The sequence below is a fragment of the Methylophilus sp. YYY-1 genome (assembly GCF_029132825.1).
Lineage (GTDB): Bacteria > Pseudomonadota > Gammaproteobacteria > Burkholderiales > Methylophilaceae > Methylophilus > Methylophilus glucosoxydans.
In genome coordinates, this window is the sequence record NZ_WOVG01000004.1 from 88411 (window position 1) to 113059 (window position 24649).

25 protein-coding genes are annotated in these 24649 nt (G+C 52.8%); 15 read left to right on the forward strand and 10 right to left on the reverse strand.

The window, feature by feature from the left end; genetic code table 11:
* Both gatA and gatC read right to left on the reverse strand, forming a co-directional pair.
* Entirely contained in the window at positions 1 to 1491 is a 1491-nt protein-coding gene (gene gatA / locus GOC95_RS11970) for an Asp-tRNA(Asn)/Glu-tRNA(Gln) amidotransferase subunit GatA (RefSeq protein WP_275357356.1), read from the reverse strand.
* Between the two features lie 47 nt (positions 1492 to 1538).
* Positions 1539 to 1826, reverse strand: coding sequence for an Asp-tRNA(Asn)/Glu-tRNA(Gln) amidotransferase subunit GatC (gene gatC, locus GOC95_RS11975; RefSeq protein ID WP_194749033.1), 288 nt, complete (start codon positions 1824 to 1826; stop codon positions 1539 to 1541).
* 128 nt (positions 1827 to 1954) lie between these two features.
* Here gatC and GOC95_RS11980 point away from each other — a divergent pair, with 128 nt between their 5' ends.
* From GOC95_RS11980 to GOC95_RS12040, 13 genes are all read left to right on the forward strand, one after another.
* On the forward strand, positions 1955 to 2998 hold the full coding sequence (locus GOC95_RS11980; protein WP_194749035.1) for a rod shape-determining protein: 1044 nt from the start codon (positions 1955 to 1957) through the stop codon (positions 2996 to 2998).
* Positions 2999 to 3027: 29 nt separating this feature from the next.
* Positions 3028 to 4137 (forward strand): rod shape-determining protein MreC, encoded by a 1110-nt coding sequence (mreC, locus tag GOC95_RS11985; protein ID WP_275357358.1) that lies wholly within the window; start codon positions 3028 to 3030, stop codon positions 4135 to 4137.
* Positions 4134 to 4610, forward strand: a complete 477-nt coding sequence (mreD, locus tag GOC95_RS11990) for a rod shape-determining protein MreD (protein ID WP_194749038.1) — start codon at positions 4134 to 4136, stop codon at positions 4608 to 4610. The genes mreC and mreD overlap by 4 nt, the downstream gene beginning before the upstream one ends.
* A 4-nt stretch (positions 4611 to 4614) precedes the next feature.
* The gene (mrdA, locus tag GOC95_RS11995; RefSeq protein WP_275357360.1) at positions 4615 to 6549 is read left to right on the forward strand and encodes a penicillin-binding protein 2; all 1935 of its coding nucleotides are present in this window, start codon (positions 4615 to 4617) and stop codon (positions 6547 to 6549) included.
* Positions 6542 to 7639 carry a rod shape-determining protein RodA gene (gene rodA / locus GOC95_RS12000; RefSeq protein WP_194749041.1) on the forward strand — a complete coding sequence of 366 codons (1098 nt, stop codon included), beginning with the start codon at positions 6542 to 6544 and terminating at the stop codon, positions 7637 to 7639. Before mrdA ends, rodA begins: the two co-directional genes overlap by 8 nt.
* Positions 7640 to 7667: 28 nt before the next feature.
* Positions 7668 to 8672 carry a septal ring lytic transglycosylase RlpA family protein gene (locus GOC95_RS12005; RefSeq protein WP_275357361.1) on the forward strand — a complete coding sequence of 335 codons (1005 nt, stop codon included), beginning with the start codon at positions 7668 to 7670 and terminating at the stop codon, positions 8670 to 8672.
* Positions 8673 to 8757: 85 nt separating this feature from the next.
* Positions 8758 to 9855 carry a D-alanyl-D-alanine carboxypeptidase family protein gene (locus GOC95_RS12010; protein ID WP_275357615.1) on the forward strand — a complete coding sequence of 366 codons (1098 nt, stop codon included), beginning with the start codon at positions 8758 to 8760 and terminating at the stop codon, positions 9853 to 9855.
* Between the two features lie 41 nt (positions 9856 to 9896).
* The gene (locus GOC95_RS12015; RefSeq protein ID WP_194749045.1) at positions 9897 to 10184 is read left to right on the forward strand and encodes a DUF493 family protein; all 288 of its coding nucleotides are present in this window, start codon (positions 9897 to 9899) and stop codon (positions 10182 to 10184) included.
* Positions 10185 to 10197: 13 nt separating this feature from the next.
* Positions 10198 to 10812, forward strand: a complete 615-nt coding sequence (lipB, locus tag GOC95_RS12020) for a lipoyl(octanoyl) transferase LipB (protein ID WP_275357363.1) — start codon at positions 10198 to 10200, stop codon at positions 10810 to 10812.
* Positions 10802 to 11782: a lipoyl synthase gene (gene lipA, locus GOC95_RS12025; protein ID WP_275357365.1), complete on the forward strand. Its 981-nt coding sequence runs from the start codon at positions 10802 to 10804 to the stop codon at positions 11780 to 11782. Before lipB ends, lipA begins: the two co-directional genes overlap by 11 nt.
* 58 nt (positions 11783 to 11840) lie before the next feature.
* Complete coding sequence (gene gshA / locus GOC95_RS12030) at positions 11841 to 13166, forward strand: glutamate--cysteine ligase (RefSeq protein ID WP_194749049.1); 1326 nt, start codon at positions 11841 to 11843, stop codon at positions 13164 to 13166.
* A 12-nt stretch (positions 13167 to 13178) separates the two neighbouring features.
* The gene (gene gshB, locus GOC95_RS12035) at positions 13179 to 14114 is read left to right on the forward strand and encodes a glutathione synthase (RefSeq protein WP_275357366.1); all 936 of its coding nucleotides are present in this window, start codon (positions 13179 to 13181) and stop codon (positions 14112 to 14114) included.
* Positions 14115 to 14233: 119 nt separating this feature from the next.
* Positions 14234 to 15505 carry a D-amino acid dehydrogenase gene (locus GOC95_RS12040; RefSeq protein ID WP_275357368.1) on the forward strand — a complete coding sequence of 424 codons (1272 nt, stop codon included), beginning with the start codon at positions 14234 to 14236 and terminating at the stop codon, positions 15503 to 15505.
* A 65-nt stretch (positions 15506 to 15570) separates the two neighbouring features.
* Here GOC95_RS12040 and GOC95_RS12045 read toward each other — a convergent pair whose 3' ends face one another.
* Positions 15571 to 16491, reverse strand: a complete 921-nt coding sequence (locus tag GOC95_RS12045) for a bestrophin family ion channel (protein WP_194749054.1) — start codon at positions 16489 to 16491, stop codon at positions 15571 to 15573.
* A 194-nt stretch (positions 16492 to 16685) separates the two neighbouring features.
* On the opposite strand from GOC95_RS12045, the gene msrB reads away from it, so the two are divergent.
* Positions 16686 to 17132, forward strand: a complete 447-nt coding sequence (gene msrB, locus GOC95_RS12050; protein ID WP_194749056.1) for a peptide-methionine (R)-S-oxide reductase MsrB — start codon at positions 16686 to 16688, stop codon at positions 17130 to 17132.
* An 87-nt stretch (positions 17133 to 17219) separates the two neighbouring features.
* Here the strand turns inward: msrB and GOC95_RS12055 are convergent, their stop codons facing one another.
* The 5 genes from GOC95_RS12055 to GOC95_RS12075 form a co-directional block, all read right to left on the reverse strand.
* Complete coding sequence (locus tag GOC95_RS12055; protein WP_275357370.1) at positions 17220 to 18212, reverse strand: catalase family peroxidase; 993 nt, start codon at positions 18210 to 18212, stop codon at positions 17220 to 17222.
* Positions 18213 to 18297: 85 nt separating this feature from the next.
* Positions 18298 to 18750: a MarR family transcriptional regulator gene (locus tag GOC95_RS12060; RefSeq protein WP_194749059.1), complete on the reverse strand. Its 453-nt coding sequence runs from the start codon at positions 18748 to 18750 to the stop codon at positions 18298 to 18300.
* A gap of 263 nt (positions 18751 to 19013) precedes the next feature.
* Complete coding sequence (locus GOC95_RS12065) at positions 19014 to 21473, reverse strand: EAL domain-containing protein (protein WP_275357372.1); 2460 nt, start codon at positions 21471 to 21473, stop codon at positions 19014 to 19016.
* 12 nt (positions 21474 to 21485) lie between these two features.
* Positions 21486 to 22073 carry a methylamine utilization protein gene (locus GOC95_RS12070; RefSeq protein WP_275357373.1) on the reverse strand — a complete coding sequence of 196 codons (588 nt, stop codon included), beginning with the start codon at positions 22071 to 22073 and terminating at the stop codon, positions 21486 to 21488.
* A 19-nt stretch (positions 22074 to 22092) separates the two neighbouring features.
* On the reverse strand, positions 22093 to 22515 hold the full coding sequence (locus tag GOC95_RS12075; protein ID WP_194749062.1) for a group 1 truncated hemoglobin: 423 nt from the start codon (positions 22513 to 22515) through the stop codon (positions 22093 to 22095).
* 207 nt (positions 22516 to 22722) lie between these two features.
* On the opposite strand from GOC95_RS12075, the gene GOC95_RS12080 reads away from it, so the two are divergent.
* Positions 22723 to 23544: a DUF3034 family protein gene (locus GOC95_RS12080; protein WP_275357616.1), complete on the forward strand. Its 822-nt coding sequence runs from the start codon at positions 22723 to 22725 to the stop codon at positions 23542 to 23544.
* Between the two features lie 16 nt (positions 23545 to 23560).
* Here the strand turns inward: GOC95_RS12080 and GOC95_RS12085 are convergent, their stop codons facing one another.
* Both GOC95_RS12085 and pqqA read right to left on the reverse strand, forming a co-directional pair.
* Positions 23561 to 24304: a hypothetical protein gene (locus GOC95_RS12085; RefSeq protein WP_275357374.1), complete on the reverse strand. Its 744-nt coding sequence runs from the start codon at positions 24302 to 24304 to the stop codon at positions 23561 to 23563.
* A gap of 138 nt (positions 24305 to 24442) precedes the next feature.
* On the reverse strand, positions 24443 to 24514 hold the full coding sequence (gene pqqA / locus GOC95_RS12090; RefSeq protein ID WP_081624291.1) for a pyrroloquinoline quinone precursor peptide PqqA: 72 nt from the start codon (positions 24512 to 24514) through the stop codon (positions 24443 to 24445).
* Positions 24515 to 24649: the final 135 nt, after the last annotated feature.

Genomic DNA, 24649 nt, shown 5'->3' on the forward strand with positions numbered 1-24649 from the left:
TTAGATGTTCTCCAAACCGGCTGGCATGCGTGTATGCCAGTCTGTGACTTGTTGATAGGCATGGCCAACATTGAGCATGCGCGCCTCATCAAAATAATTGCCAATAATCTGCAAACCAACCGGCAAAGCCTTGCCCTCACTGCTGGTGGTAAACCCGGCCGGGATGCTCATGCCTGGCAAGCCCGCCAGGTTCACGGCAATGGTGTATAAGTCTTCGAGATACATGGCGACGGGGTCGCTGGTTTTTTCACCGGCTTTAAAGGCTGTTGAAGGCGCGGCCGGGCCCATGATTACATCACACTGCTTGAAGGCTTCCACAAAGTCCTGGGCAATCAGGCGACGGATTTGCTGGGCCTTGAGGTAGTAGGCATCGTAATAACCAGCACTGAGCACATAGGTACCAATCAGGATACGGCGCTTGACCTCGGCACCAAAACCTTCTGCGCGCGACTTCATGTACATGTCGAGCAGGTCATTGTATTCCGCCGCACGGTGACCATAACGGACGCCGTCATAGCGTGACAGATTGCTCGATGCCTCGGCTGGAGCGAGCACGTAATACACCGGAATCGACAGATTGTTGTTTGGCAAGCTGATCTCGACAATCTCTGCACCCAGCTTTTTGTATTCTGCAATCGCCGTTTCAATCACTTTAGCCACGTCAGCATTCAAGCCTTCGGCAAAATATTCTTTGGGCAGGCCAATCCGCAAGCCTTTGAGTGGCTGCGTGCCTTGCATGGCGCTCAAGCCACGGGTGTAATCTTCTTGCTCGCGCTGCACGCTGGTGGAGTCACGCTCGTCAAACCCGGCCATGACATTGAGCATGAGCGCACAATCTTCGGCCGACTTGGCCATGGGCCCTGCCTGATCCAGCGAGGAAGCAAACGCGATCATGCCGTAACGGGAGACCAGGCCATAAGTTGGCTTCAGGCCAGTAAAGCCGCACAATGAAGCGGGTTGGCGGATGGAACCGCCGGTATCCGTCCCGGTGGCCGCTGCACATAAGCGGGCGGCCACAGCCGCCGCGGAACCGCCAGAGCTACCGCCAGGCACACGATCAAAGTCCCATGGATTTTTGACGCCGCCAAAATAACTGGTTTCGTTGGAGGAACCCATGGCGAACTCGTCCATATTGGTTTTGCCCAGATTGACCGCACCGGCCGCATCAAACTGGCTGATCACATGCGCGTCATAGGGGGCAATGAAGTTTTCCAGCATTTTGGAGCTACAGGTAGTGCGCCAGCCCTGGGCACAAAAAATATCTTTTTGCGCGATGGGGATGCCAGTGAGCGGGCCGGCTGTACCGGCGGCGATGCGGGCATCTGCCGCTTGCGCCTGCGCCAGGGTTTTTTGTTCGTCTATGGTGACATAGGCATTGATGCTGGGGTTGAGTTTGGCCATGCGTTGCAAATAGGCCTGCGTTAACTCCACGCTGGAAACTTGTTTGCTGGCCAACTGCTGGCCCAGCTGTTTTAAACTACTGTTTATCATAATGGAAACCGTAAAAATGAACCGTCAAAGCAGGGGCTGGCAAGCGCTTATTCAATGACTTTGGGCACCAGGTATAAGCCATCTTGCGTGGCTGGTGCAATGGATTGAAACAGTTCGCGCTGGTTGGTTTTAGTCACCACGTCCTCACGCAGACGCTGTGTCACGTCTTGCGAGTGCGACATGGGGGTGATGCCGGTGGTGTCCACCGCCTGCATTTGCTCAATCAGCCCCAGAATACCGGAAAGTTTGCTTAGGGTTTCTTGCGCTTCACTGTCGCTGACCTCGATGCGGGCCAGGTGCGCGATACGCTTGATATCATCTAGATTCAGTGCCATGTGTGGTTAATTGTCTATAAGATTTTGAAAACACATCTTAATTTCATGTGCGTTTTGCGCTATTATACCTTGATTTTATGCCGCACCCAGCGGGCAGCACCAAAGTCAGAATTTTCACAGGATAAAACATGTTCGGTTCAATCAACAGCTACTTCTCCAATGACCTTGCCATTGACCTTGGCACCGCCAACACGCTGATTTACGTACGCGGCAAAGGGGTGGTGCTGGATGAGCCCTCAGTGGTGGCGATTCGTACCGAAGGCGGCCCCAACGGCAAAAAAGTACTGCTGGCAGTCGGCTCTGATGCAAAAAGCATGCTGGGCCGCGCGCCAGCCAACATTCAGGCCATCCGCCCGATGAAAGACGGTGTGATCGCCGACTTCACCATCACCGAGCAAATGCTCAAATTCTTTATCCGCAAGGTACACGAATCTCGCTGGTTCTCACCCAGCCCACGCATCATCATCTGCGTCCCCGTGGGCTCCACCCAGGTAGAGCGTCGTGCCATTAAAGAATCTGCCGAGCGCGCAGGTGCTAAACAGGTGTTCCTGATTGAAGAACCGATGGCCGCTGCGATTGGTGCCGATATGCCTGTGGCGGAAGCCACCGGCTCCATGGTCGTCGATATTGGTGGCGGCACGACTGAAGTTGGCGTGATTTCACTGGGCGGCATTGTCTACGCCAAGTCCGAGCGCGTCGGTGGTGACAAGTTTGACCAGGCGATTATTGACTACATCCGCCGTAACTACGGCATGCAAATCTCCGAGCCCACCGCTGAAGCGATCAAGAAAAAAATCGGCTCCGCCTTCCCGGGCTCTGAAGTGCTTGAAATGGAAGTGACTGGCCGCAACCTGGCTGAAGGCTTGCCACGCAAATTCACCATCTCCAGCAACGAGATTCTTGAAGCCTTGACTGAACCACTGAATGCCATCGTCGGTGCAGTGAAATCCGCACTTGAACAAACGCCGCCAGAGCTGGGCGCAGACATTGCCGAAAAAGGCATGGTGTTGACCGGTGGTGGTGCTTTGTTGCGCGACCTGGACCGTTTGCTGGTAGAAGAAACCGGCTTGCCAGTCATCGTGGCTGAAGATCCACTGACCTGTGTCGCCCGTGGCTGTGGCCGCGCACTTGAGGAAATGGACAAGCTGGGCAACGTATTCGCTAGCGAATAAATCCGCACCCAGTTGGCGCGACCCTGACTATGCTTAAAGGCATCCACCAACAGCTTGATCCGCAAGAGTCGCCGGCCTTTTTTATCCAGGGGCCCAAGCCTTTCTCGCGCCTGATGTTTTTTTGTACGCTGTCTTTGGTCATGATGGCGGTCGATGCACGCTTTGATTATTTGAGCCAGGTAAGGCAATGGTTCAGTACCGCCCTGCACCCGCTTGAAGTGATCGCTAGCGCCCCTAACGAATGGGGGCGCAACATCAACACCTACTTTACCTCGCATAACCAGCTGATTCAGGATAACTTCAAGCTCAAACAGCAGGCGCTGATCGATCATGCAGCCTTGCAGCGCCTGGCCACTGTCGATGCCGAAAATGCGCATTTACGCACATTGCTGGCCGGGGATGCACCGATTATCCCGGAAGCCACACTGGGTGAAGTCATGCATATGGGGCGCGACCCATTTAGCAACATCATCACGCTGAACCGCGGCAGTCACCACCACATCACCCCCGGGCAAGCGGTGGTTGATGAACAGGGCGTGGTGGGTCAGATCACCCGGGTGTATCCGTTCACCAGCGAAGTCACGCTGATCACGGATAAAAAACTGTCGATTCCTATTCAGATCGAGCGCAACCAATTACGCGCAATTGCCTTTGGGGAGGGCAAACGCAACACGCTGGACATCCCCTACCTGCCCACCAGCGTCGACATCAAGGTTGGTGACAAACTGGTAACCTCGGGCATTGACGGCGTCTATCCCGCAGGTTTGGCAGTGGCCATCGTCACCCAGATCAAGCAAAGCCAGGATTCGCCGTTTGCCAAGATCATCAGCCGCCCGATTGCCGGCGTGAATAACCACAAGCATGTGCTGATCCTCAAAGTACCAGAGTCTCCGGCCACCAATCCGATGTCCGAAAGCCGCCCCATGTTGCAACGCAACAACGCGCAGCACCTGGATCAATCCGTGGTGGATGTCTTGCAAAAGAACAACGCACTGGTTGACCCCAACCCGGTCACCACACCGCCCGTACTGGATGCCGGACAGCCGCCAGACACCGAAATGACCGCACAACCAGACAGCGCAGCGCCTACTGACCCAGTGGCGCCGCCCACTGCACCCAACACACCGGAGCGTCGATGAAACCGGTTAAGTTCAGCACGTTCTTTTTCACCTTGCTGGTCGGGTTGATTTTTCAACTTTACCCCTGGTCAAATGCGGGCATTATTGTGCGGCCGGATTTTCTGCTGGTCATCATGCTGTATTGGCTGTTGCAAGCACCCTACCACTGCAATATTGGCTGGGTGTGGTTTGCTGGCTTGCTGGTGGACTTATCCACGGGCAGCCTTCTCGGACAACATGCCCTGACATTTGCAATCACCGCCTTTCTCGGCCTGATCTATCAACGCAGGCTGGTGCTGTTCAATCGCTGGCAGCTCTATTTATATGTGTTGTTTTTGTTTGGCGTAGAGCGCGGGCTGATTTTGCTGCTCAAGCTGTTTGCCGGCGGCGAATTGCCCGACTGGACCTACGCCTTCCCCATCGTGTCTGACCTGATACTGTGGCAATTCATGATTATCTGGTTTGGCGAACTGACCCGCCCGAAGAAATTGTAAGCACATGGGGTATAGCACTGAACTCAAAAACCATCAAAACGAACAGCACAAGTTCCGGGTTCGTCTGGTTTTTCTGGTACTGTTGGTTTTGGCAGCGTTTTCTGCGCTGCTGGGCCGCTTTTATTTTCTGCAAGTCTTTCGCTATGACTATTATCAAACACTGGCAGAAAACAACCGGATTTCGATTGTCCCCATCACTCCGAACCGTGGCCTGATTTCTGACCGTAACGGCATTATTCTGGCGCATAACTTTTTTGTGTATACGCTGGAAATCACGCCCTCCAAAACCGAAGACTTGCAGGACACAATTGCCGAGCTGGGCAAACTGGTCGAGATTTCGCCAACGGATCTCAAGCGCTTTAAAAAACTGCGGGCGCAAAGCCATACGTTTGAAAGCATTCCGATCCGCACCCACCTTAATGAATACGAAGCCGCCAAGTTTGCCGTGAACCGCTTCCGGTTTCCTGGCGTTGAGCTCAAATCGCGCCTGTTCCGCCATTACCCCTATGGCACCCTGGGCACGCATGGTATCGGCTATATCAGCCGGATCAATGAACATGATCTCAAGCAGCTCAAGGAAAACAACCAGCTCTCCAACTACAAAGGCACTGAGCATATTGGCAAGGCGGGCGTCGAGCAGGCCTATGAAACCGAGCTGCATGGCGTCACCGGCTTTCAGCAGGTAGAGATTGATGCAGATGGCCGGGCTGTGCGCGTCCTCTCCAGCGCCTCGCCCACCTCGGGCAACAACGTGGTGCTGTCCATGGACGCCAAAATGCAAGAAATCGCCGAGCAGGAATTTGCCGGACGTCGCGGCGCGTTGGTAGCGATCCAACCCAAAACAGGGGAAGTCCTGGCCATGGCCAGCATGCCTTCATTTGATGCCAACCTGTTTGTGGATGGCATTGATTTTGATAACTGGAACCTGTTGAACAATTCGCTGGATAAACCGCTGATCAACCGCACCTTGAAGGGGATTTACCCACCTGGTTCCACCTTCAAGCCCTTTGTCGCGCTGGCCGGGCTGGAATCAGGCAAGCGGCAACCGCCGTTTACCATCAGCGACCCAGGCTACTACATGCTGCCCAACAGCCATCACCGCTACCGTGACTGGAAACCATCCGGCCATGGTTCGGTCGATATGCGCAAGGCGATTACCGTGTCTTGCGATACGTTTTTTTATGGGCTGGCCGTCGAGCTTGGTATAGACCGGCTGACCGACTTTGTCAGACATTTTGGTTTTGGTGAAAAAACCAATATTGATATCCAGGGCGAACTGGCGGGCTTGCTGCCGACGCCGGGCTGGAAGCAAAGACGCTTCAAACAGCCCTGGTATATGGGTGAAACTGTCATTGTAGGCATTGGTCAGGGGTATACGCTGGTCACGCCCATGCAATTGGCCTACGCCACGGCCACGCTGGCCAATAGTGGCAAGGCCATCCAGCCGCATCTGGTCAATGCGATTGTGAATGCCAAAACCAACGAGGTCAGGATGTTGCCGCATAAAGTGGCGGACCAGTTGAACCTCAGCCCGGAGAATCTGGAGATTGTGAAACTGGGCATGATGGATGTGACACGCCCGGGAGGCACAGCCGCGTCAGTAGGCGCCAATGCAGGCTATGACATCGCTGCCAAAACCGGTACGGCGCAAGTGGTAGGTATCAAGCAAAATGAAAAATATAACGAAAAAGCCACGGCAGAACGCCATCGCGACCACGCCTGGTTTATTGCTTACGCACCGGCTGAAGACCCCAAAATTGCCGTGGCCGTCATTGTGGAAAACGGTGGCCACGGTGGCTCGGCGGCGGGGCCGATTGCACGCAAAGTAATGGACTATTACCTGCTGGGCAAAATACCCGCAGTGGCAGCCCCTGCGGTGCCCGCCGAAACACAAGCACAGAACCCACCCCCAGTCGTTGAGGAGGAAGAGCATGATTAAACAGTGGATCGGCCATTTTATCCGCCATATTGACTCCATCTTGCTGGCCACCGTCCTCATGGTGCTGGTGGTTGCGCTTATGGTGCTCTATAGCGCCTCTGGGCAGTCCCTGCTCAAGGTTAATGCACAGCTGATTAATATCCTGGTGATGATGGGCGTGATGTTTCTGGTTGCAAACACACAGCCGCAACACATTGAACGCATTGCCCTGCCCGCCTATTTGTTCGGGCTGGCATTGTTGATTGCGGTAGCGCTGGTCGGCGATATTAGCCATGGCGCCAGGCGCTGGCTCAATCTGGGCGTGACCAAAATCCAGCCCTCGGAACTCATGAAATTGGCGGTGCCAATTATGCTGTCCTGGTATTTTTCAAAACGTGAATCCTTGTTACGCACCACGGACTATGTCGTCGCCGGGGTCATTTTGCTGGTGCCGGTCTTGCTGATTGCCAAGCAGCCCGACCTCGGGACCGCCACCCTGGTCTTTGCCGCCGGTTTTTATGTGATTTTTCTGGCTGGTCTGAGCTGGAAATTTATTTTTGGCAGCGCGATTGCCTTTGGCGCGGCGCTGCCCATTTTATGGTCCATGCTGCATGACTATCAGCGGCGTCGGGTGGAAATTCTCATCGATCCTAGCCAGGACCCGCTTGGCGCGGGTTATCACATTATTCAGGCCACCATTGCCATTGGCTCTGGCGGCATGACCGGCAAAGGCTGGCTCAACGGCACCCAGTCACAGTTAGACTTTGTGCCAGAACGCACCACAGACTTTATTTTTGCCGTGTTTGCAGAAGAGTTTGGTCTGGTAGGCTGCAGCCTGTTATTGCTGCTGTTCGCCATTATTATTGGCCGCGCTTTCATCATCGCGTCACAAGCCAAGAGTACTTTTTCCCGCTTATTGGCTGGCAGCATTGCCGCCACCTTTTTTACCTATTGCTTCGTCAACATGGGCATGGTGAGCGGCATTCTGCCTGTGGTCGGCATTCCCTTGCCGCTGGTCAGTTATGGCGGCACCTCACTCTTGACCTTAGGGCTAAGCCTGGGTTTGCTGATGAGCGTGCAGTCGCATAAACGGCTGGTAGCCACCGATTAACGTGGCCAGAAACCACTGAAGGACCTCGATGTCATTGTCCCTACAAAGACTCTTTATCGTGCTGCTGGCTGCCGGGCTGGTTGCCTGCGAAAGCAGCATGCCGTCACGTCCAACGGCGCCTGCGCCAATAAAACCCGTGCCCACGCCACGCCCTGCCGCGCCCGCAGCCTCGCCTGCGCCGCCTGCGGTATTGCCGGGCAGCAGTGCGCCCCTAGGCGCACCCAAAGTCATTAATATTGACCCCAAACCCGAGAGCACTGGCAATGCCACCGAAGGCATTGATCCGAACATTCCACTGGAAACCTCGGTGACGCCCAAGTTGGAGCCCATCGTGAAAGGGACCACCAAGCCTTATATCGTGAATGGGGAACTGGTGTCGCCAATGTCGGAAATTACAACGCCATTTACGCAAACCGGACACGCTTCCTGGTATGGTAAAAAATTTCATGGCCGCCGTACCGCCAGTGGTGAGCCTTATAACATGTATAAACTCAGCGCCGCCCACCGCACACTGCCAATTCCAAGTTATGTGCGCGTCACCAACCTGAGCAATGGCAAAAACCTGATTGCCAGGGTCAATGACCGCGGCCCTTTTGGCCGCGACCGCATCATCGATTTATCGTATGCCGCCGCCAAACAACTCGATATCACCCAGCATGGCTCGGCCCAGGTAGAGATCACTTTAATTGATCCCAACCAGCCGGAGATAGCTGCGGCCCCGAGCAGTGCAGGCGTCGCCAGAGACATTGCGCCGGCAAGCATGCCCAAAGCATCGGCAAAACCATCTGCCTCACTCGACAACACCGGTGTGTATGTACAGGTCGGCGCCTTTGGCGTTGAAGAAAATGCCGACCGCCTGCAGCAGCGCATTTCCAATGCGGTACCCGAGACACAAAGCCTGCTGAACAAAGTGTATAATGGCAAGATGTTCCAGGTTGTTCTGGGCCCATATCCTGATCACGCCATGGCCGCGCAAGCAGCCAATCAGATGCGTGACCAATTGCAGTTGCCAGCGCTTGTTTTTTCCCGCTAGCACAGTTTTCTCGTTAAGTATTTTTTCTCGTTAAATGATGACCATGTGGCGTTCTTGTATTGCTTTTCTACTTTCCATTCCTTTAATGACGGTGGCGGCTGAAGCCATTACCGGCAATGTACCTGTGCCCACGCTGGCGGCCAAAGCCTTTGTGCTGCGCGATGCTAATACCGGCAATCTGCTGGCTGCGAACAACCCCGATATGCCGGTGGAGCCTGCGTCACTGACCAAAGTAATGACCGCTTACCTGACCTTTGAAGCGGTCAAGCAAAAGCGCTTGTCACTGACACAGACCTTGCCCGTGAGTCAAAAAGCCTGGAAGGTCGAAGGCTCAAAAATGTTTATCGACACGACGATGACCGTCACTGTGGATGAGTTGCTTCATGGCCTGATTATTCAGTCAGGCAATGATGCGGCAATTACCCTGGCCGAAGGCATTGCGGGCAGTGAAGAATTGTTCGCCACGCTGATGAACAAAAAAGCGGCAGCGCTGGGCATGAAAAACAGCCACTTTATAAATGCGACAGGCTTGCCAGACCCGGCCCATGTCACCACCGCACGTGACTTGTCCATTTTGGCCAATGCGCTGATTCGCGACTTTCCGCAAGACTACGCGCGCTTATACTCTCAAAAGTCTTACACCTATAACAACATCACCCAGCCTAACCGCAATCGCTTGCTGTTTATAGACCCAACGGTTGATGGCATGAAAACTGGCCACACCGAATCCGCCGGTTATTGCCTGATTTCTTCGGCCAAACGCAATGACTTCCGCTTGATTTCTGTGGTACTTGGCACCACCTCTGACAATGTACGCGCCGCTGAGAGTCAAAAATTACTGAATTTTGGCTTCCAGTTTTATGAATCCAGACTGATTTATGCGGCGGACAAAGCGATTACGCGGCAAAAGGTATGGAAAGGGACAGAAAACCAGGTTGACCTCACAGTGGTAAAACCGGTTTACCTGACGCTGCCCCAGGGTGAATATGCCAATATGAAAGCGAATCTACGCGTGCCCAAACCGCTTGAAGCGCCGTTAAAAGCACATCAAACGGTTGGTGCGGTGGATTTCAGCCTCAATGGCAAGGTGGTGCATAGCGTGCCGCTGGTCACCATGCAGGCAGTCGAGGCCAGCAATATCTTTTCACGCATGATCGATCAAGTCCGCTTGTATTTGCAATAAACAGGCTGACCGTCACTCACTGTTTAAAAGGTAGGTAACATATGACCAAGTTCGAGCAATTACCGGAAATAGAAGAGACCCTGATTGAGTTTCCCACCAATTTCCCGATCAAGGTCATGGGTGAAACGCATGATGATTTCGCCAGCGAAATTACACGCACCATCCAGTTGCATTGGCCAGACTTTGATACGCACCTGATTGAAATGCGTGGCAGCAGCAATGGCAAATACCTGAGCCTGACCTGTCTGGTGTATGTCACCTCCAAGCCTCAACTGGATGATATTTACCGCAGCCTGACCGCTCACCCCATGGTCAAGGTTGTGCTGTAAGCCTTTTTCGATCATGCCTGCCTTTGAAATCCGCCAGTTGGGGCTGACTGATTATGCAGCCACGCTGGCTGCCATGCAGGCATACACTGCCCAACGCACGACCAGTACTCCTGACCAGCTCTGGGTCACCGAACATCCGCCTGTGTATACGCTAGGCCTCAACCGCCGCGGCGTGCGCCTGCCACAGAATGCAATTCCGGTGGTGAATGTAGACCGCGGTGGCAAAATCACTTACCACGGCCCGGGCCAACTCATTATTTATTGCCTGATCGATCTGGCACGCGGCCACTTGAATGTCCGGCAACTTGTCTCCATCTTGGAAAACAGCCTGATAGAATGGCTGGCCGCACAAGGCGTAGTGGCTGTGGCCCGCGCGGATGCCCCTGGCGTGTATGTAGACGGCAAAAAAATTGCCTCGCTGGGGCTACGCCTGAAAAACCAGTGCTGCTACCATGGCCTGAGTTTGAATATAGACATGGATTTACAGCCGTTTGCCGATATAGACCCGTGTGGTTATGCCGGCATGCAAATGACGCAAACCCGGGAATTAAATATTGCGCTGCAAATGCCTGACATTGCCGCCGATTTAACCCACCGATTGAAAGAGAAACTGACGCATGTCAGATAATTCGACCCCAATAGATGCAAGCAGCCGCCCGGCCAAGAAAGTGGCTGGCGTGAAAGAAATCGACGCAGCAAAAACCTCGCGTATCCCGATCAAGATCGTGCCGCAACCCATGCTGCGCAAGCCAGAATGGATACGCATGAAAGTGCCGGATTCGGCACGGTTCCAGGAAATCAAGCAAGTCCTGCGCGACAACAATTTGCATACCGTCTGTGAAGAAGCCAGCTGCCCTAATATTGGCGAATGCTTTAGTGGCGGCACAGCCACTTTTATGATTCTGGGCGATATCTGCACCCGCCGTTGCCCGTTTTGTGATGTGGCACATGGCAAACCCTTGCCGCCTGATCCGAATGAGCCAGAAAACCTCGCCCACACCATCGCACAGATGAAACTGCGTTATGTGGTCGTCACCTCAGTAGACCGCGATGATTTGCCTGACGGTGGCGCGCAGCATTTTGTCGACTGCATCCGCGCCATTCGCGCCCAATCCCCAGCCATTAAAATTGAAATCCTGGTGCCAGATTTTAGGGGCCGCCTCGATATCTCGCTCAAAATTCTGCGTGAAGCACCGCCAGATGTCATGAACCATAACTTGGAAACGGTGCCGCGTTTGTATAAACAGGCGCGCCCTGGTTCTGACTACCAGCATTCGCTGGATTTGCTCAAACAGTTTGGTGAACTGTACCCAACGGTGCCGACCAAATCTGGCTTGATGCTGGGCCTGGGTGAAACGGATGAAGAAATTTTAGAGGTCATGCATGATTTGCGTGCACATGGCGTCAGCATGCTTACCCTGGGGCAATATTTGCAACCCAGCGTCCATCACTTGCCGGTGTTGAGATATGTCACGCCAGAGCGTTTTGAATGGTTTAAACAACAAGCCGATGCCATGGGCTTTGACAATGCGGCCAGCGGGCCCATGGTGCGCAGCAGCTATCATGCCGACCAGCAGGCGCATGCGGTCATCGCCTAATCATTGCATCAGCAGTGCCGGATAACCGGTGAATAAAATAACAAGCACAGGAGCAACCATGGTTCCACACTTAACCACGGCTTTAAGCGGCCCTCTCTACACGCTGGAAAAACGCGTTTTGCAAGCCATGCCGGATATTGAGCACTGGTTCCGCACCAAATGGCAGGAGATTCCCGCCCCGTTTTATGCCAGCGTGGACCTGCGCAATGCCGGCTTCAAGATTGCCCCGGTGGATACCAACCTGTTTCCAGGCGGCTTTAATAACCTGAATCCCGAATTTTTGAGCCTGGCTGTGCAAGCCGCACAAATGGCGGTCGAGAAAATCTGTCCAGATGCGCGCCGTTTACTACTGATCCCCGAAAACCATACCCGCAACACGTACTACCTGCGTAATGTGGTTGAGCTCTGTCACATTCTCAAAACCGCCGGCATGGAAGTCCGTGTCGGCAGCCTGTCGCCAGAGATTACAGAGATCACCAAACTAGAAACCCATGATGGCTTGCCGCTGGTACTGGAACCGCTGGTGCGCGTAAACAACCGCCTGCAACTGAAGGCGGCAACGTTTGAAGGCGTGGAATACCCGGCCTTTGACAGCTGTGCCATTCTGCTCAATAACGATTTGTCCGGTGGCGTGCCCGACCTGCTGCAAGGCCTGGAGCAAACCCTGATTCCACCGTTACATGCAGGCTGGTTCAGCCGACGCAAGTCACAGCACTTTAGCGCGTATAACACTGTCGTCGATGAATTCTCGCAATTGCTGCAAATTGATCCCTGGTTGCTAAATCCCTACTTTGATACCGCCAGCGGCCTGGACTTTCACGCCCGGGTAGGTGAAGACCTGCTGGCCGATAAGGTCGAAGCCATCCTGAAAAAAACGCAGGCCAAATACGACGAATATGGCATCACGCAGCCACCGTTTGCGATTGTCAAAGCCGATGCAGGTACCTATGGCATGGGCATTATGAGCGTGAAATCTGCTGACGAGGTACGCGACCTCAACCGCAAGGCACGGAATAAAATGTCGGTGATCAAAGAAGGCATGCAAGTGTCTGAAGTCATGATCCAGGAAGGCGTTTATACCTTTGAAAGCATCAATGACGCGGTAGCCGAGCCAGTGGTGTATATGATGGATCACTTTGTGATTGGCGGTTTTTACCGTGTGCACACCGGCCGTGGCGTCGATGAGAACCTGAATGCGCCCGGCATGCACTTTGCCCCGCTCGCTTTTGAAAAACCCTGTACCCTGCCCGACTGTGCCGGCGCCCCCGACGCGCCCCCCAACCGCTTCTATGCCTATGGCGTGGTCGCAAGACTGGCCCTGTTAGCGGCTGGCCTCGAGCTGCAAGCGCGGGACCTGCCGGAAAACGACCTACTCACCGCATAGCAAAGGTTCATCATGAAACTGCTGTTTATTCTTGATCCGCTGGCCTCACTCAAAAGTTACAAAGACACCAGCCTTGCCATCATGCGCGCGGCGCAAGCGCGTGGACACGTGCTATGGGTCTGCGAACAACACGACTGGCACTTGCAGCAAGCCGAGGTCAAGGTGGATGCGCAGACATTTGCGTTCAATGCAGACGGGCACTTGCAAACCGGTGACAAAATCACACAAGCCCCCGCAAGTTTTGATGCCGTGCTGATGCGTAAAGACCCGCCGTTTGATAACGAATACCTGTATAGCACCTATTTGCTTGAGCTGGCGCAACAGCAAGGGGCACGTATCATTAACGACCCGTCATCCATTCGCGGCTGGAACGAAAAACTATCTGTCGCGCGCTTTCCGCAATTTGCCCCGCCGTTTATCGTCACCAGCCTGCAAAGCAAAATTCTGGCCTTTCTGGCCGAACATCAGGACATCATCGTCAAACCGCTGGATGGCATGGGTGGCAGCGGCATTTTCCGCTTGCGTCAGGACGACCCCAATATTTACGCCATCCTGGAAACGCTGACCCGATTTGAAGCACAAACCATCATGGTCCAGCGCTATATTCCAGAGATCGTCAAAGGTGACAAGCGCATCCTGATCATCAACGGTGAACCCCTGCCCTACGCCCTCGCCCGCATCCCAAAAACCGGCGAAACCCGTGGCAACCTGGCCGCCGGCGGCAAAGGCGTGGCCAAACCCCTGACTGCCCGTGACAAAGAAATTGCCGAGACCGTCGGCAGTGTGCTGAAACAACACGGCCTGTTTTTAGTCGGGCTGGATGTGATTGGCGACTACCTGACCGAAGTGAATGTCACCAGTCCGACTGGCATGGTAGAGATTGCGGCACAAACAGACTGTGATCCGGCCAGAGTGATGGTAGAGGCGCTGGAAAAGCAGATGGCCTGACTTGCCCGTCTCATCCTTAACGCGATCATACTCCCCCTGCTGACAGCCGATTTTGTTAACATCATCCAGTGCGGGTAAGTCAATCATGACTGCCTCGCTATCGTTGCAGGAGTATCATCATGCGGGTCTTAGTGCTTGGTTCAGGGGTGATAGGCGTGACAAGCGCTTATTATCTGGCGTTAAAAGGCTTTGAAGTCACGGTCATAGACCGTCAACCAGCGGTCGCCCTGGAGACCAGTTTTGCCAATGCAGGGCAAATTTCACCGGGTTATTCCGCCCCTTGGGCCAGCCCAGATGTGCCGCTCAAGGCGCTTAAATGGCTGTTTCAGCGCCATGCGCCACTCTCCCTCAAGCCGGATTTCACGCGTTGGCAATGTCAATGGATTGCACAGTTTTTAAGCAATTGCTCCATCGAACGTTATGAATTGAATAAATCACGCATGGTGCGTCTGGCCGAGTATAGCCGCGATTGTCTGCGTCGTTTGCGCGCAGAGACGGGCTTGCATTATGAGCAACGCAGTCAAGGGACCTTACAGGTATTCCGCACCAAAAAACAACTCGCCGCCGAAGCCAAGGATATTGCCGTACTTGAACGCATGGGCGTGCCGTTTGAGCATTTGGATGCGGCAGGCTGCGTGCGCATTGAACCTGCCCTGATTCACGTACAAGATGCGTTGCTGGGTGGGTTGTATCTGCCTGGGGATGAAACCGGGGATTGCCAGCTATTTACCACGCAACTGGCAGCCAAGGCGCAAGCGCTTGGGGTGAAGTTCAGACAAGAAACACAAATACACCGCTTGCTGACACAGCAAAGCCAGTTGCTTGGCGTAGAGGTGCAAACGGCAAATGGCGCAGAAGTATTGCAGGCAGACCATTATGTGGTCGCCCTTGGCAGCTACTCGCGCCAACTTTCGCAGGCGTTGGGACTCAATCTGCCGGTCTATCCCGTAAAAGGCTATTCTTTGACCGTGCCCCTGATCAACGCTGCCGCCGCCCCCGTGTCCACCGTGATGGATGAGACTTACAAGGTAGCCATTACGCGCTTTGACCAGCGCATCCGGGTGGGCGGGATGGCGGAATTGCATGGGTTTGATTTAAGCCTCAACCCAAGCCGCCGGGCCACGCTGGAATTTGTATTCAACGGCTTGTTCCCGTATGCCGGGGATGTCGCACAAGCGCAATTCTGGACGGGGCTGCGCCCCATGACCCCGGATGGCACGCCGCTGATCGGCCAGGCAAGCGCGGCTTACCCCAATGTGTGGCTCAATACTGGGCACGGCACGCTGGGTTGGACCATGGCCTGTGGCTCCGGGCAAGTACTGGCCGATTTGATGGCGCAGGAGACACCGGCCATCGAGACGCAAGACCTGCAACTTTCCCGCTATCTCTAGCCGCGGTCACCCAAGCCATCGCTGCTACTGAATAAAATCACTCAGTAGAGAAATCGTCTGTGCACTTACATCAGTACAAATTCTTTGGCGGTCGGCAACGCGGGCAAATCACTTTGCCCCAAGGCTTCCATGAGCTCAATGTCTATGACTTCAGTCAGCGCGTTGATCGGCAGCGCATTGGCAATCGGGGCAAAAGGCTCTTCGAGTTCATTACCGAGGGCATCGAGTCCAAACAGGGTATAAGCTGCCAATGCAGTCACAAACGGCGTGGCCCAGCCCAGGGTATTGGCAAAACAAAAGGGCATCAAAAAACAAAAAGTATAGGCGGTGCGGTGCAACAATAAGGTGTAGCCAAACGGAATCGGCGTGTTCTGGATCCGTTCACAGGCGGCTTGCGTCGCCGCCAGCTTCTGAATCAATTCTTCGAGCAAATTAAACTGTATAGGCTGGATGCGGCCCTCCGCCAATGCCTGTATCAGGATGCGCTCCATGGCACGTAAAATGACTTCTGGCGGATTTTTGCTCTGCAAGTATGCTTCTGCCACGGGCGCGGCTAACAGTTGCTTGATCCGTGGCAGTTGATCCCCTGGACGCAGCTGCTTTAGCAACGCGTGCGCGTAAGCAATATTGCATTCCAGCAATTGCTTGCGGGCGGCACTGAGTTCACCCTGGGTATCCAGTATCTGGCTCAAGCGTGCCAGGTTTCTCGCGGTGAGCATAAACTCACCCCACACCTTCCTCGCCTCCCACCAGCGCTCATAACAGGCGTTATTTCTAAAGGCAAGAAAAATAGACAGCGTGATGCCAAGCAAGGCGAACGGCCCGCCATCAAACTTGGGTAACCAGTCGGGCTTCAAGGTATAAATCGAGACCACGACAGCTGACAGTGTTGCCACAAATGTCAGCAGCGGCATGATCTTGAGCACGATAGAACCTTTGATGATAAAAAACAGTTCAAACAAGTGCGGTCTTGGTCTAACAATCAAGGCATGTCTCCCATCTGGTGAACTATCACACCAGTGATATACTCGATAGTTTGTAGTTTATCTGTCAGTGCTGGCAGCAAATGTGGCGATAAGACATGGAAATGCATGATTTAACGCCGTTTTCCCAGCGCTATACAAGATGAGAACCTTCAACAGAGACAAGTCACCGGGTTGGAAATTGATGGATGGATATCATGCTTAAATGGAAAGATATACTTAAACTCTCGCGCGAAGGGAATCTGCCCCCAGAACGCAAATTGCAAAAATCCGTGCGTGCCTGGCGCGAGATTTTGGATGACGATGTGTTTGCCATTACTCGTTTAAGTGCCACCGAGCGGCCGTTTTCTTCAGAAATGTGTGTGGCGTTTACGCCAGGGCGCTATGCCTGCGCCTGTTGCGCGCAAACGCTGTTTGATTCTAGCCAAAAGTTTGACTCTGCCTCAGGTTGGCCTTCCTTTGACCAGCCCCTTGCAAAGAATGCGATTGCTTATTACGCCGACGATAGCCATGGCATGCAACGCGTAGAAGTGAAGTGCAATGTGTGTGATGCGCATTTGGGCCACGTCTTCCCCGATGGCAAAACAGAGAGTGGACTACGCTATTGCATTAATGGCAAAGCGATTGCATTTGTCGCCCAGTAGTTGGCCGGCGTTAAAAGCAAACGGCGCGGTTTGCTCACGCAAACAACGCCGTTTCAGATTCAGCTCGCCATGCTTTGCTGAATAAGCTTAATGCGCCAATCTTCTGCCATAACTGACGGCATAAGCCGCTGGTCTGGCCAGCAAAATAGGATCTTTGCTAGGCGCAATGCCGTCTGTCAGCTGTAGCGGATTGAACATGATGGGCTTTTCAGCCGCTTTACTGTCTGCCACAGCCTTATTCAAGGTCAGTGTTCCCAACTCAATCACCTTGCGGCTGTCAGGCCAAACGACGGTCGCATTGTTGACTTCATCGCCAGCTTCAGCCAGTTGTAGCAATAATTTATATTGCACCCCGCCTGTTTTTACACGCTCGACAATATCGGTCATCAGGTAGTCAGGTGCAGCTTTGTCAGCCGCTTCCTGGCTCAAAAATTTGGCGCCGGCCACGGGCACAATCTGGTAACGGCCAAAGACGGTTTTACCTGCAGCATTGGTAAACTCAAACGTGTTTACCCCATAAAAAGGTTGCGTCGCAAAACTCACAGGCGCCGGTTTTGGTGTGGTCACAAATTTGAGTGCAGCTGGATGGCTGCCTAAAAACTGCTCGACTGGGCTAGGCTTGGCCGTACTGCCCTGAGAGTCACGCACGGCATTGAGCAAGCCCAGAAAGTCTTCTGGCGTCGCCGTTGGAAAAGCATTCACCGAGATACTGACGATATCCGTTGCGGTGCCATCCGGTAATTGAAAGCGGATCGCAATGCCTTTAGGAAACGCATTGCCATTGGCATCCGGAATATTTGGCACGCCGGTGGCATTCGAGTAGCGGACCAACACCGGCGTTGCCTTTTGGAAGTGTGTTGCTTTACTGACCGAAGCCGCCTGTGCAGAAGGGGTAAATGTCCCCTCCACCATCACGCCTTTGGCATGGTTGGCGCGGTAGCCGGCATGGGGGCCGCCGGATAAAGTGGTCAAGGTGTCCACCAATTGTTCGGTCACCGGTTTTTCCTCTGCAAATACCGACGGGCTGGAGACAGTCAATGCTGTGGCAAATAACACGGCAACTAACGCTTGTATCTTCATGTTGAATCCTTTCTATGAAAATTCATATTGTTTAAAATTAAATCGCACACTACTTAAAATACCATAAACCATTTGTTTATGTTTACTACGCTTGATGCTGAATCAAATGGTTGCGCAGCGCGTTTAAGCGCTCGCGTAACTCACCGACCTCTTGCAATGAGCAGCCCATGGCACACAACATGTCATCCATAATCCCGGCGGCCTTCAGCCTCAGCTGACGGCCGGTCTGCGTCAGGCAGATAATCACTTGCCTTTCATCTTCGGTCGAGCGCACACGCTGCAAAAATTCAGCGGCTTCCAGCCTTTTCAACAAAGGGGTCAGCGTTGCCGAATCCAGAAACAATTGCTCACCAATATCACTGACGGTACGCTGATCGCTCTCCCATAACACCATCATGACCAAATACTGCGGATAGGTTAATTCCAGCGTTTTGAGCAGTGGGCGATATACTTTGTTAATCGCCAGCGACAGCGAATACACAGAAAAACATAACTGCTCATTAAGCAATGGCGTTTGGGTTGATGCAGAATTATTCATATACTGCGATTATAAATCGCGTGCTATTATATTTTCAACAACTTTTTAATCTTATTTGTTCAGCCACTGCATCATGTAGTGAATGATGAAGTTGGCTTTCTTGTGCATTCTGATTTGGCTCATCTTGCGCTCCTTTCATGTATGAAGTGCATGATAAAACGCTTTTATTTTTAAATAAAATTGAATTATTTAATTCAATCGATAAATAATTCTTATAGATAGGCCAGTTGCCTTGAAATCAAGGCCTGGTGCGTAGCATTGAATTAATTGAGGTTATCCAGCGTGTAGGGGTCTTGAGGCGCCGGCTCGATATCGAGCGGATTGACGGCATAGTTAAAATCATCGCCGATATCAATGTCTATGTCGTTTTGACCTTGCCAGCGCTCGAGCCAGATCGAAAAGTCTTTTTCTGGCATGGGCTTGCCAATAAAGTAGCCTTGCCCCTCATTGCAACCGAGCTTGGCCAACTGGTTGAGCACCAGTTCGTTTTCTATCCCTTCGGCCACCACGATCAAGCCCAGGTTGTGCGCCAGATCGATGGTCGATTTCACGATGCTGGCATCGCCGGCGTTTTTATCCATAAACATGACAAATGAGCGGTCAATTTTAAGTTCTTGCACCGGCAGTTGACGCAAATAAGCCAGCGAGGAGTAGCCAGTACCAAAGTCATCAATGGCCAGATGCAATCCCATAGCCGCCAGTTTGCGCACGACAATTTCCGCCCGCTCAGGATCCTGCATCAAGCTGCCTTCGGTGATTTCAAGCTTGAGTGATTTGGTGGTCAAGCCATGTGCGGCCAACAAATCGGCAATCTGTTGCGGCAACTCCATGTTGTTGAGGTCGCGGGTTGAAAGATTCACCGCCAGGCTGATATGCAAGCCTTGCTTTTTGAAATCCGCCAACGCTTCACAGGCGCGGCGCAACATCCATTGCGTGAGGTCACTGATAATACCGGTCTGTTCGGCAAACGGAATAAACTGGTCAGGGAAAATCATGCCTTTTTGTGGATGCACCCAACGAATCAGGGCTTCACCGCCCAGCGCACGGCGTGTCGTCACATCGACCTTAGGCTGGATGTAGAGTAGTAACTGGTTTTGCTGGATGGCTTCCTTAAGGTCAGAGATCAGGGTCAATGTCTCGGACTGGTCAATTTCCAGCGAGGTATTGTAGACAATCCAGGGCGTCTTTTTGAGTCTGGATTCTTGCAGTGCCGTCTCGGCGTGGTTGAGTAAAGATTCTTCGTCCATGCCATGTTCGGGATACAGCGCAATCCCCATGCCCGCCTGTACATCAATGGCTTGGCCCTGCACCTGCACCGGTTGCTCAAATACCTGTTGGATGGCATCTGCAAAGCGGGTGGCTTGCGCCTGATCGGCATGCTGTAACAACACGGCAAATTCATCAGCATCAAGGCGCGCCACCATGTCTTGCTCACTCAATACATGCTGTTTGAGCACCTGACCGACGTGGCGCAGCAAATCATCGCCAAAATCCCGACCTAGCGTTTGGTTGATGGGCTTGAAGCGGTGAATATTGATGACCAGAATACTCAGCTTGGCATTGCTCTGGGCATGGGCCAGCATGGCCTGATGTACGCCTTGGGTAAATGCCAGCCGGTTGGAAAGACCAGTCAGCTCATCATTAAATGCCAGCCGCTGGATGCGCAAGCTGCGTTGCAACACCGCTTCACGCATGCTGTTGAGGGCGGTTGCCAGCAATCCGATCTCATCCGTACTGGTCACCTGAATTGGCTTGTCATAATTGCCCATGGCAATGTCATCGGCATTTTTAACCAGCGTCGCAATCGGTTCGGTAGTTTTGCGCGAAACATACCAGATCAAGGCAGCGAAAATGACCACACCAAGCAAGGTCAGGAAAATCATCACTTTAAACAGCGTGTTCAAATCCTGCAGGTAAGGTTCTACCGAGCCCTGCAGCACCACCAGCAAAGCTTCATCCTTGGTTTCATGCAAGGAACGTATTTTAAGATGGTAGGTAATGCCATCCAGGTCGACCTTGTGTAAAGACAGCTTCTGCGCATACACATCGGAAACGGTTTTGACCAGCAGGTTTGAAAGTTCGTGGTTGGCAGTCCCCGTAACCAGCGCCCAATCGTGCTGATGGGTTTTTTGTACAAAGGTGACATCCAGGTGCGTCAGTTGCTTGATTTGCGCGGCCAGGCGGTTATCCACGGCAAACCCCATCACTACCCAGCCGATCACTTCGGGTGCTTTAACCGGCACGGCAATCAACTGATAAGGTTTGCCATCCACCAGTTCAAACTTGAGTGTGCCGGTTTGATTCTCGATAATGGCCTGTACAAACTCCTGATGGGCCGCACTGCCAGAAATGGCAGACTCGCTTTCCTGGGTGCCGATGACCATCGCTTCATCTTGACTGACGAAATAGGCGACCTGAGCATGGATGCGGCCCTGGTAGCTTTCCAGTGCGGAGGCAATCGTTTCCGCATCGTTGGTGGCAACGGCTTCCCTAAAGGCATAATCCGCGGCCAACACTTGCGTCGCCTGTTTGAGACTTTGCGTGTTGTGTTGCAGCAAATTGACAAATACCCGTTCGCCGACCTCCATCTGCTCTTCGGCCAGGCGGTTGGCATGTTTTACCAGGGCGTATTTAAGCGGAACCAGACCTGCCAACTGAATGGCAATGACCACGGTTAAGAATGTAAAAGCAATTCGCGAACGAATGTGTTTGAACTGGATCATGCAGTGAGAATGTTAGGGAAGCGCAATTTTCAGCTCGGTTGCGGCCCCTTCAATATTTACCTTTTGTTCTGTGCCAGGTTTATTTTGTCCTGGTAGCCAGGCTTGATAACTGTATTGACCATCACTGAGCTTGATCATGGCCTTGCCTTGGTCGTCCGTTTTGACAAAAAACGGGGTATCGACGACATAAATATACCCTACCATAGAATCATGAATGTTGCATCCTAATGTCACCAATCCCGCCTGATCAAACAACACGGGGTCCGTTGGCACGCCGGAATACAACTTCAGCTCGAATTTTTTGGTAGGTGAAAATGAGTAGACATGGTGCCTCACCGTATCTTCATTCGGAAAATTCACCTTGGTACCGGTCTGGATTACGGTTACCTTGGGGTTAAACATTTTGTTTTTTTGCACGATCTTGCCAGGGGCTGGACTGATTGCCGGGGTTTTCTTGTCATAAAACGCGACGACCGCATCGGTGACCAGCCGGCCCGCAGCATCCGTCACAGTGAGCGTCACTTCCGCGGCGTGCGCAGACAGCCCCAGACAGAGTAACCAGAGTCCTGCGCCAAGCAGCGGCCTGCTCAAAAAACGCATCTTCTTATCCTTTGCAAGCTTAATCACTGACCACGTCCCGCTTCATGGGCGCCAGTATCTTCAACAGCTCATTCTTTTCTTTGGTGCCTACGCCATTGATATCCATGCGCTCCCGCAATACCTCAACCATAATTTCGAATTCTGCCATGGTGATATGGGCATCGGCATGCGCATTTTTCATGGTCTCGCCCTCATACTCACATTGCCCGCCAGTTTTAACACATAAAAAATTGGTCAGACTCTGTTTAAGCGTGACCATTTTCACCCCTTCAAATGAGCGGGCTGTACGTGGATCCTTGCTGACAATATCCAAAGTTTGATTCGACAAGCGGCTCAGCATCGGCAGGCCACCGATACGGCTGAACAAGCTTGCATCAGGCTTGGGCTGGGCGGGACACCCCGCCATGCACAGCAACAAGCCAATCCAGATCAACCTTCGCATTTCTTCCTCCGTTAAATTGCCACACTATCAGCATATTACGTGAGCTTAAAAAGTTTGAAACGATGAAAAAGCCAATCAAATCAATCGCTATTTTCGCAATGATTCTTATCGCGAAAACGAGATAATGATGCTATTCGATCAAATTTTGAAAGCGTTACCATGCATTCTTCTCCCCTTCTGATCGGCTGCATTGCAGTGGCAACAGCAATGACCTTGCCTTTCGTAGCCAACGCAGGCGATCGCCTGTTAGCGACCGGTGGCGTCACCCAGATTGAGGGGGCGGCAGGCGGTGGCTTGATGCCTTGGGCTGTGATTAGCGGTTATGGCACAGACAAACAAATTGGCGGCTCGGTGTTTTATACGCATGCACAAACCAAGGGCGACTTTAAATTAAATACCTCTGGGATCGCGATTGGTGCTTTCAATCGCATCGAACTCAGTGCCAGCCAGGCGCGGTTCGGCTTGAGCGATACGGTGCCTGGCGAGGAAGTCCGCCTGAACACATTAGGCATAAAATTACGCCTGATAGGCGACGCCGTCTATGAACAGGACAGCTGGCTGCCACAAATCTCGGTGGGGGCCCAATACAAATATAACGAGGACTACCACTTTGTGCCCAAGGCGCTGGGCGCCAAAGATCGCGATGGCATTGATTATTATGTGGCCACCAGCAAGCTGTTTTTGGGTGCGATTAATGGCTACAACTTGCTCATCAATGCCAATCTGCACGCCAGTAAAGCCAACCAGTTTGGCCTCTTGGGATTTGGCGGGGACCGGCATGACCGCTATCGTATCCTGCCAGCCGCCTCGGCAGCGATCATGCTTTCGGATAACTGGCTCATCGGCACTGAATATCGCGGAAAACCAAATAACCTGTCGGTATACAAAGAAAACAGTGCGCACGATATTTTCATGACCTGGTTTCCGCACCGCAACGTGTCTATCACTGGCGCCTATATTGATTTGGGCAGAATCGCCAACAAGGACGACCAGACCGGTTGGTACTTCTCAGGCCAGTTAAATTACTAAGTGAACCCACAAGTCATTATTTGAGCGTCTGCAGACCGCAAGTCGCCTGCAAGGCTTTGTCCAGTTGCTTGTAAGCCGCACCATTGCCGGTCGCAAAAGCATATGGATTGGTCAAAAGATAGTGGTTGTAACGCACTTGCCGGTAACTATACTTTTGCGCAAGACCGAGTGCATAGCAGTCGCAGGCCTGCGTCATATCGTCGGCATGGTAGCGCTGCTGGCAAGTCTGCTTCAGTGCCTGCTGATCCGCACCCGTCCAGGGCTTGGGCGTGGATACTGCATCGGCCCTGGCCTGGGTCAACATCGCATACATGAGTTCCACGCTGGCGCGCAATTTACCCAGTGGCGCAGTCTGCAAGGTATCGCGATGCAGCGGCTGCAAGCTGGCCGCATCTAGACTAAAATCAGCCTGATTGTCTGTCGTCTCAGGCACTTGATAGCCTTGTGCAGCCAACATGATTTGCTTGGCCGGATCGGCTTGCAACAAGGCGTGTGCTTCGGCGAGGTCTGCCGCTGGCAGTTGCAACTGCCAGTGGATCTGACAAGGTTGCGTCGTGGTGACGGACATGCTGCCACTGACCTGCTGATCAGCCACTGCATCCGCAAATGCAGGTGGGATACGCTGCAGCATGTATTGCATTTCCTTGTCTGCCAGACTTTTTAAAGACTGCTCATCCAGACAGGCAATGACGGTGGCATGGACCATCCATAACACCAGGGCGGAGCTGATTTGAGTCAGGCATTTCGTAAGGCCAGGCATAGTGAATTCTCTCAAATGATTCTGGCATTTGAGCAGGCTTGACCAGAAAAGTTTTGTGCGGCATCTTTTATCAAGATAACAGAGTAGCCGGAAATGAAAACGGGCGCTAAAGCGCCCGTTCATGCCATCAGGAACAAATTATTTGTTCATAACGTACATAGTTACTTCAAAGCCGAAACGCATTTCGGTAGCAGCTGGTTTAGTCCACATAGTCATTTCTCCTTTATCCTAAATTCGTCTTAGCACTTGCTATCAACGTGTGACTATATTAAAACTCGGCTAAAAGATTGTCGTGATTAAACTGCGCAACATGCGTTCATGATTTTCATGAGTATCGCCTGATAT

Excerpts from the sequence above, each read along its gene's own strand:
- gatA (WP_275357356.1), bottom strand. The coding sequence starts at position 1,491 with ATGATAAACAGTAGTTTAAAACAGCTGGGCCAGCAGTTGGCCAGCAAA.
- gatC (WP_194749033.1), bottom strand. The coding sequence starts at position 1,826 with ATGGCACTGAATCTAGATGATATCAAGCGTATCGCGCACCTGGCCCGC.
- GOC95_RS11980 (WP_194749035.1), top strand. The coding sequence starts at position 1,955 with ATGTTCGGTTCAATCAACAGCTACTTCTCCAATGACCTTGCCATTGAC.
- mreC (WP_275357358.1), top strand. The coding sequence starts at position 3,028 with ATGCTTAAAGGCATCCACCAACAGCTTGATCCGCAAGAGTCGCCGGCC.
- mreD (WP_194749038.1), top strand. The coding sequence starts at position 4,134 with ATGAAACCGGTTAAGTTCAGCACGTTCTTTTTCACCTTGCTGGTCGGG.
- mrdA (WP_275357360.1), top strand. The coding sequence starts at position 4,615 with ATGGGGTATAGCACTGAACTCAAAAACCATCAAAACGAACAGCACAAG.
- rodA (WP_194749041.1), top strand. The coding sequence starts at position 6,542 with ATGATTAAACAGTGGATCGGCCATTTTATCCGCCATATTGACTCCATC.
- GOC95_RS12005 (WP_275357361.1), top strand. The coding sequence starts at position 7,668 with ATGTCATTGTCCCTACAAAGACTCTTTATCGTGCTGCTGGCTGCCGGG.
- GOC95_RS12010 (WP_275357615.1), top strand. The coding sequence starts at position 8,758 with ATGACGGTGGCGGCTGAAGCCATTACCGGCAATGTACCTGTGCCCACG.
- GOC95_RS12015 (WP_194749045.1), top strand. The coding sequence starts at position 9,897 with ATGACCAAGTTCGAGCAATTACCGGAAATAGAAGAGACCCTGATTGAG.
- lipB (WP_275357363.1), top strand. The coding sequence starts at position 10,198 with ATGCCTGCCTTTGAAATCCGCCAGTTGGGGCTGACTGATTATGCAGCC.
- lipA (WP_275357365.1), top strand. The coding sequence starts at position 10,802 with ATGTCAGATAATTCGACCCCAATAGATGCAAGCAGCCGCCCGGCCAAG.
- gshA (WP_194749049.1), top strand. The coding sequence starts at position 11,841 with ATGGTTCCACACTTAACCACGGCTTTAAGCGGCCCTCTCTACACGCTG.
- gshB (WP_275357366.1), top strand. The coding sequence starts at position 13,179 with ATGAAACTGCTGTTTATTCTTGATCCGCTGGCCTCACTCAAAAGTTAC.
- GOC95_RS12040 (WP_275357368.1), top strand. The coding sequence starts at position 14,234 with ATGCGGGTCTTAGTGCTTGGTTCAGGGGTGATAGGCGTGACAAGCGCT.
- msrB (WP_194749056.1), top strand. The coding sequence starts at position 16,686 with ATGCTTAAATGGAAAGATATACTTAAACTCTCGCGCGAAGGGAATCTG.
- GOC95_RS12055 (WP_275357370.1), bottom strand. The coding sequence starts at position 18,212 with ATGAAGATACAAGCGTTAGTTGCCGTGTTATTTGCCACAGCATTGACT.
- GOC95_RS12060 (WP_194749059.1), bottom strand. The coding sequence starts at position 18,750 with ATGAATAATTCTGCATCAACCCAAACGCCATTGCTTAATGAGCAGTTA.
- GOC95_RS12065 (WP_275357372.1), bottom strand. The coding sequence starts at position 21,473 with ATGATCCAGTTCAAACACATTCGTTCGCGAATTGCTTTTACATTCTTA.
- GOC95_RS12070 (WP_275357373.1), bottom strand. The coding sequence starts at position 22,073 with ATGCGTTTTTTGAGCAGGCCGCTGCTTGGCGCAGGACTCTGGTTACTC.
- GOC95_RS12075 (WP_194749062.1), bottom strand. The coding sequence starts at position 22,515 with ATGCGAAGGTTGATCTGGATTGGCTTGTTGCTGTGCATGGCGGGGTGT.
- GOC95_RS12080 (WP_275357616.1), top strand. The coding sequence starts at position 22,723 with ATGACCTTGCCTTTCGTAGCCAACGCAGGCGATCGCCTGTTAGCGACC.
- GOC95_RS12085 (WP_275357374.1), bottom strand. The coding sequence starts at position 24,304 with ATGCCTGGCCTTACGAAATGCCTGACTCAAATCAGCTCCGCCCTGGTG.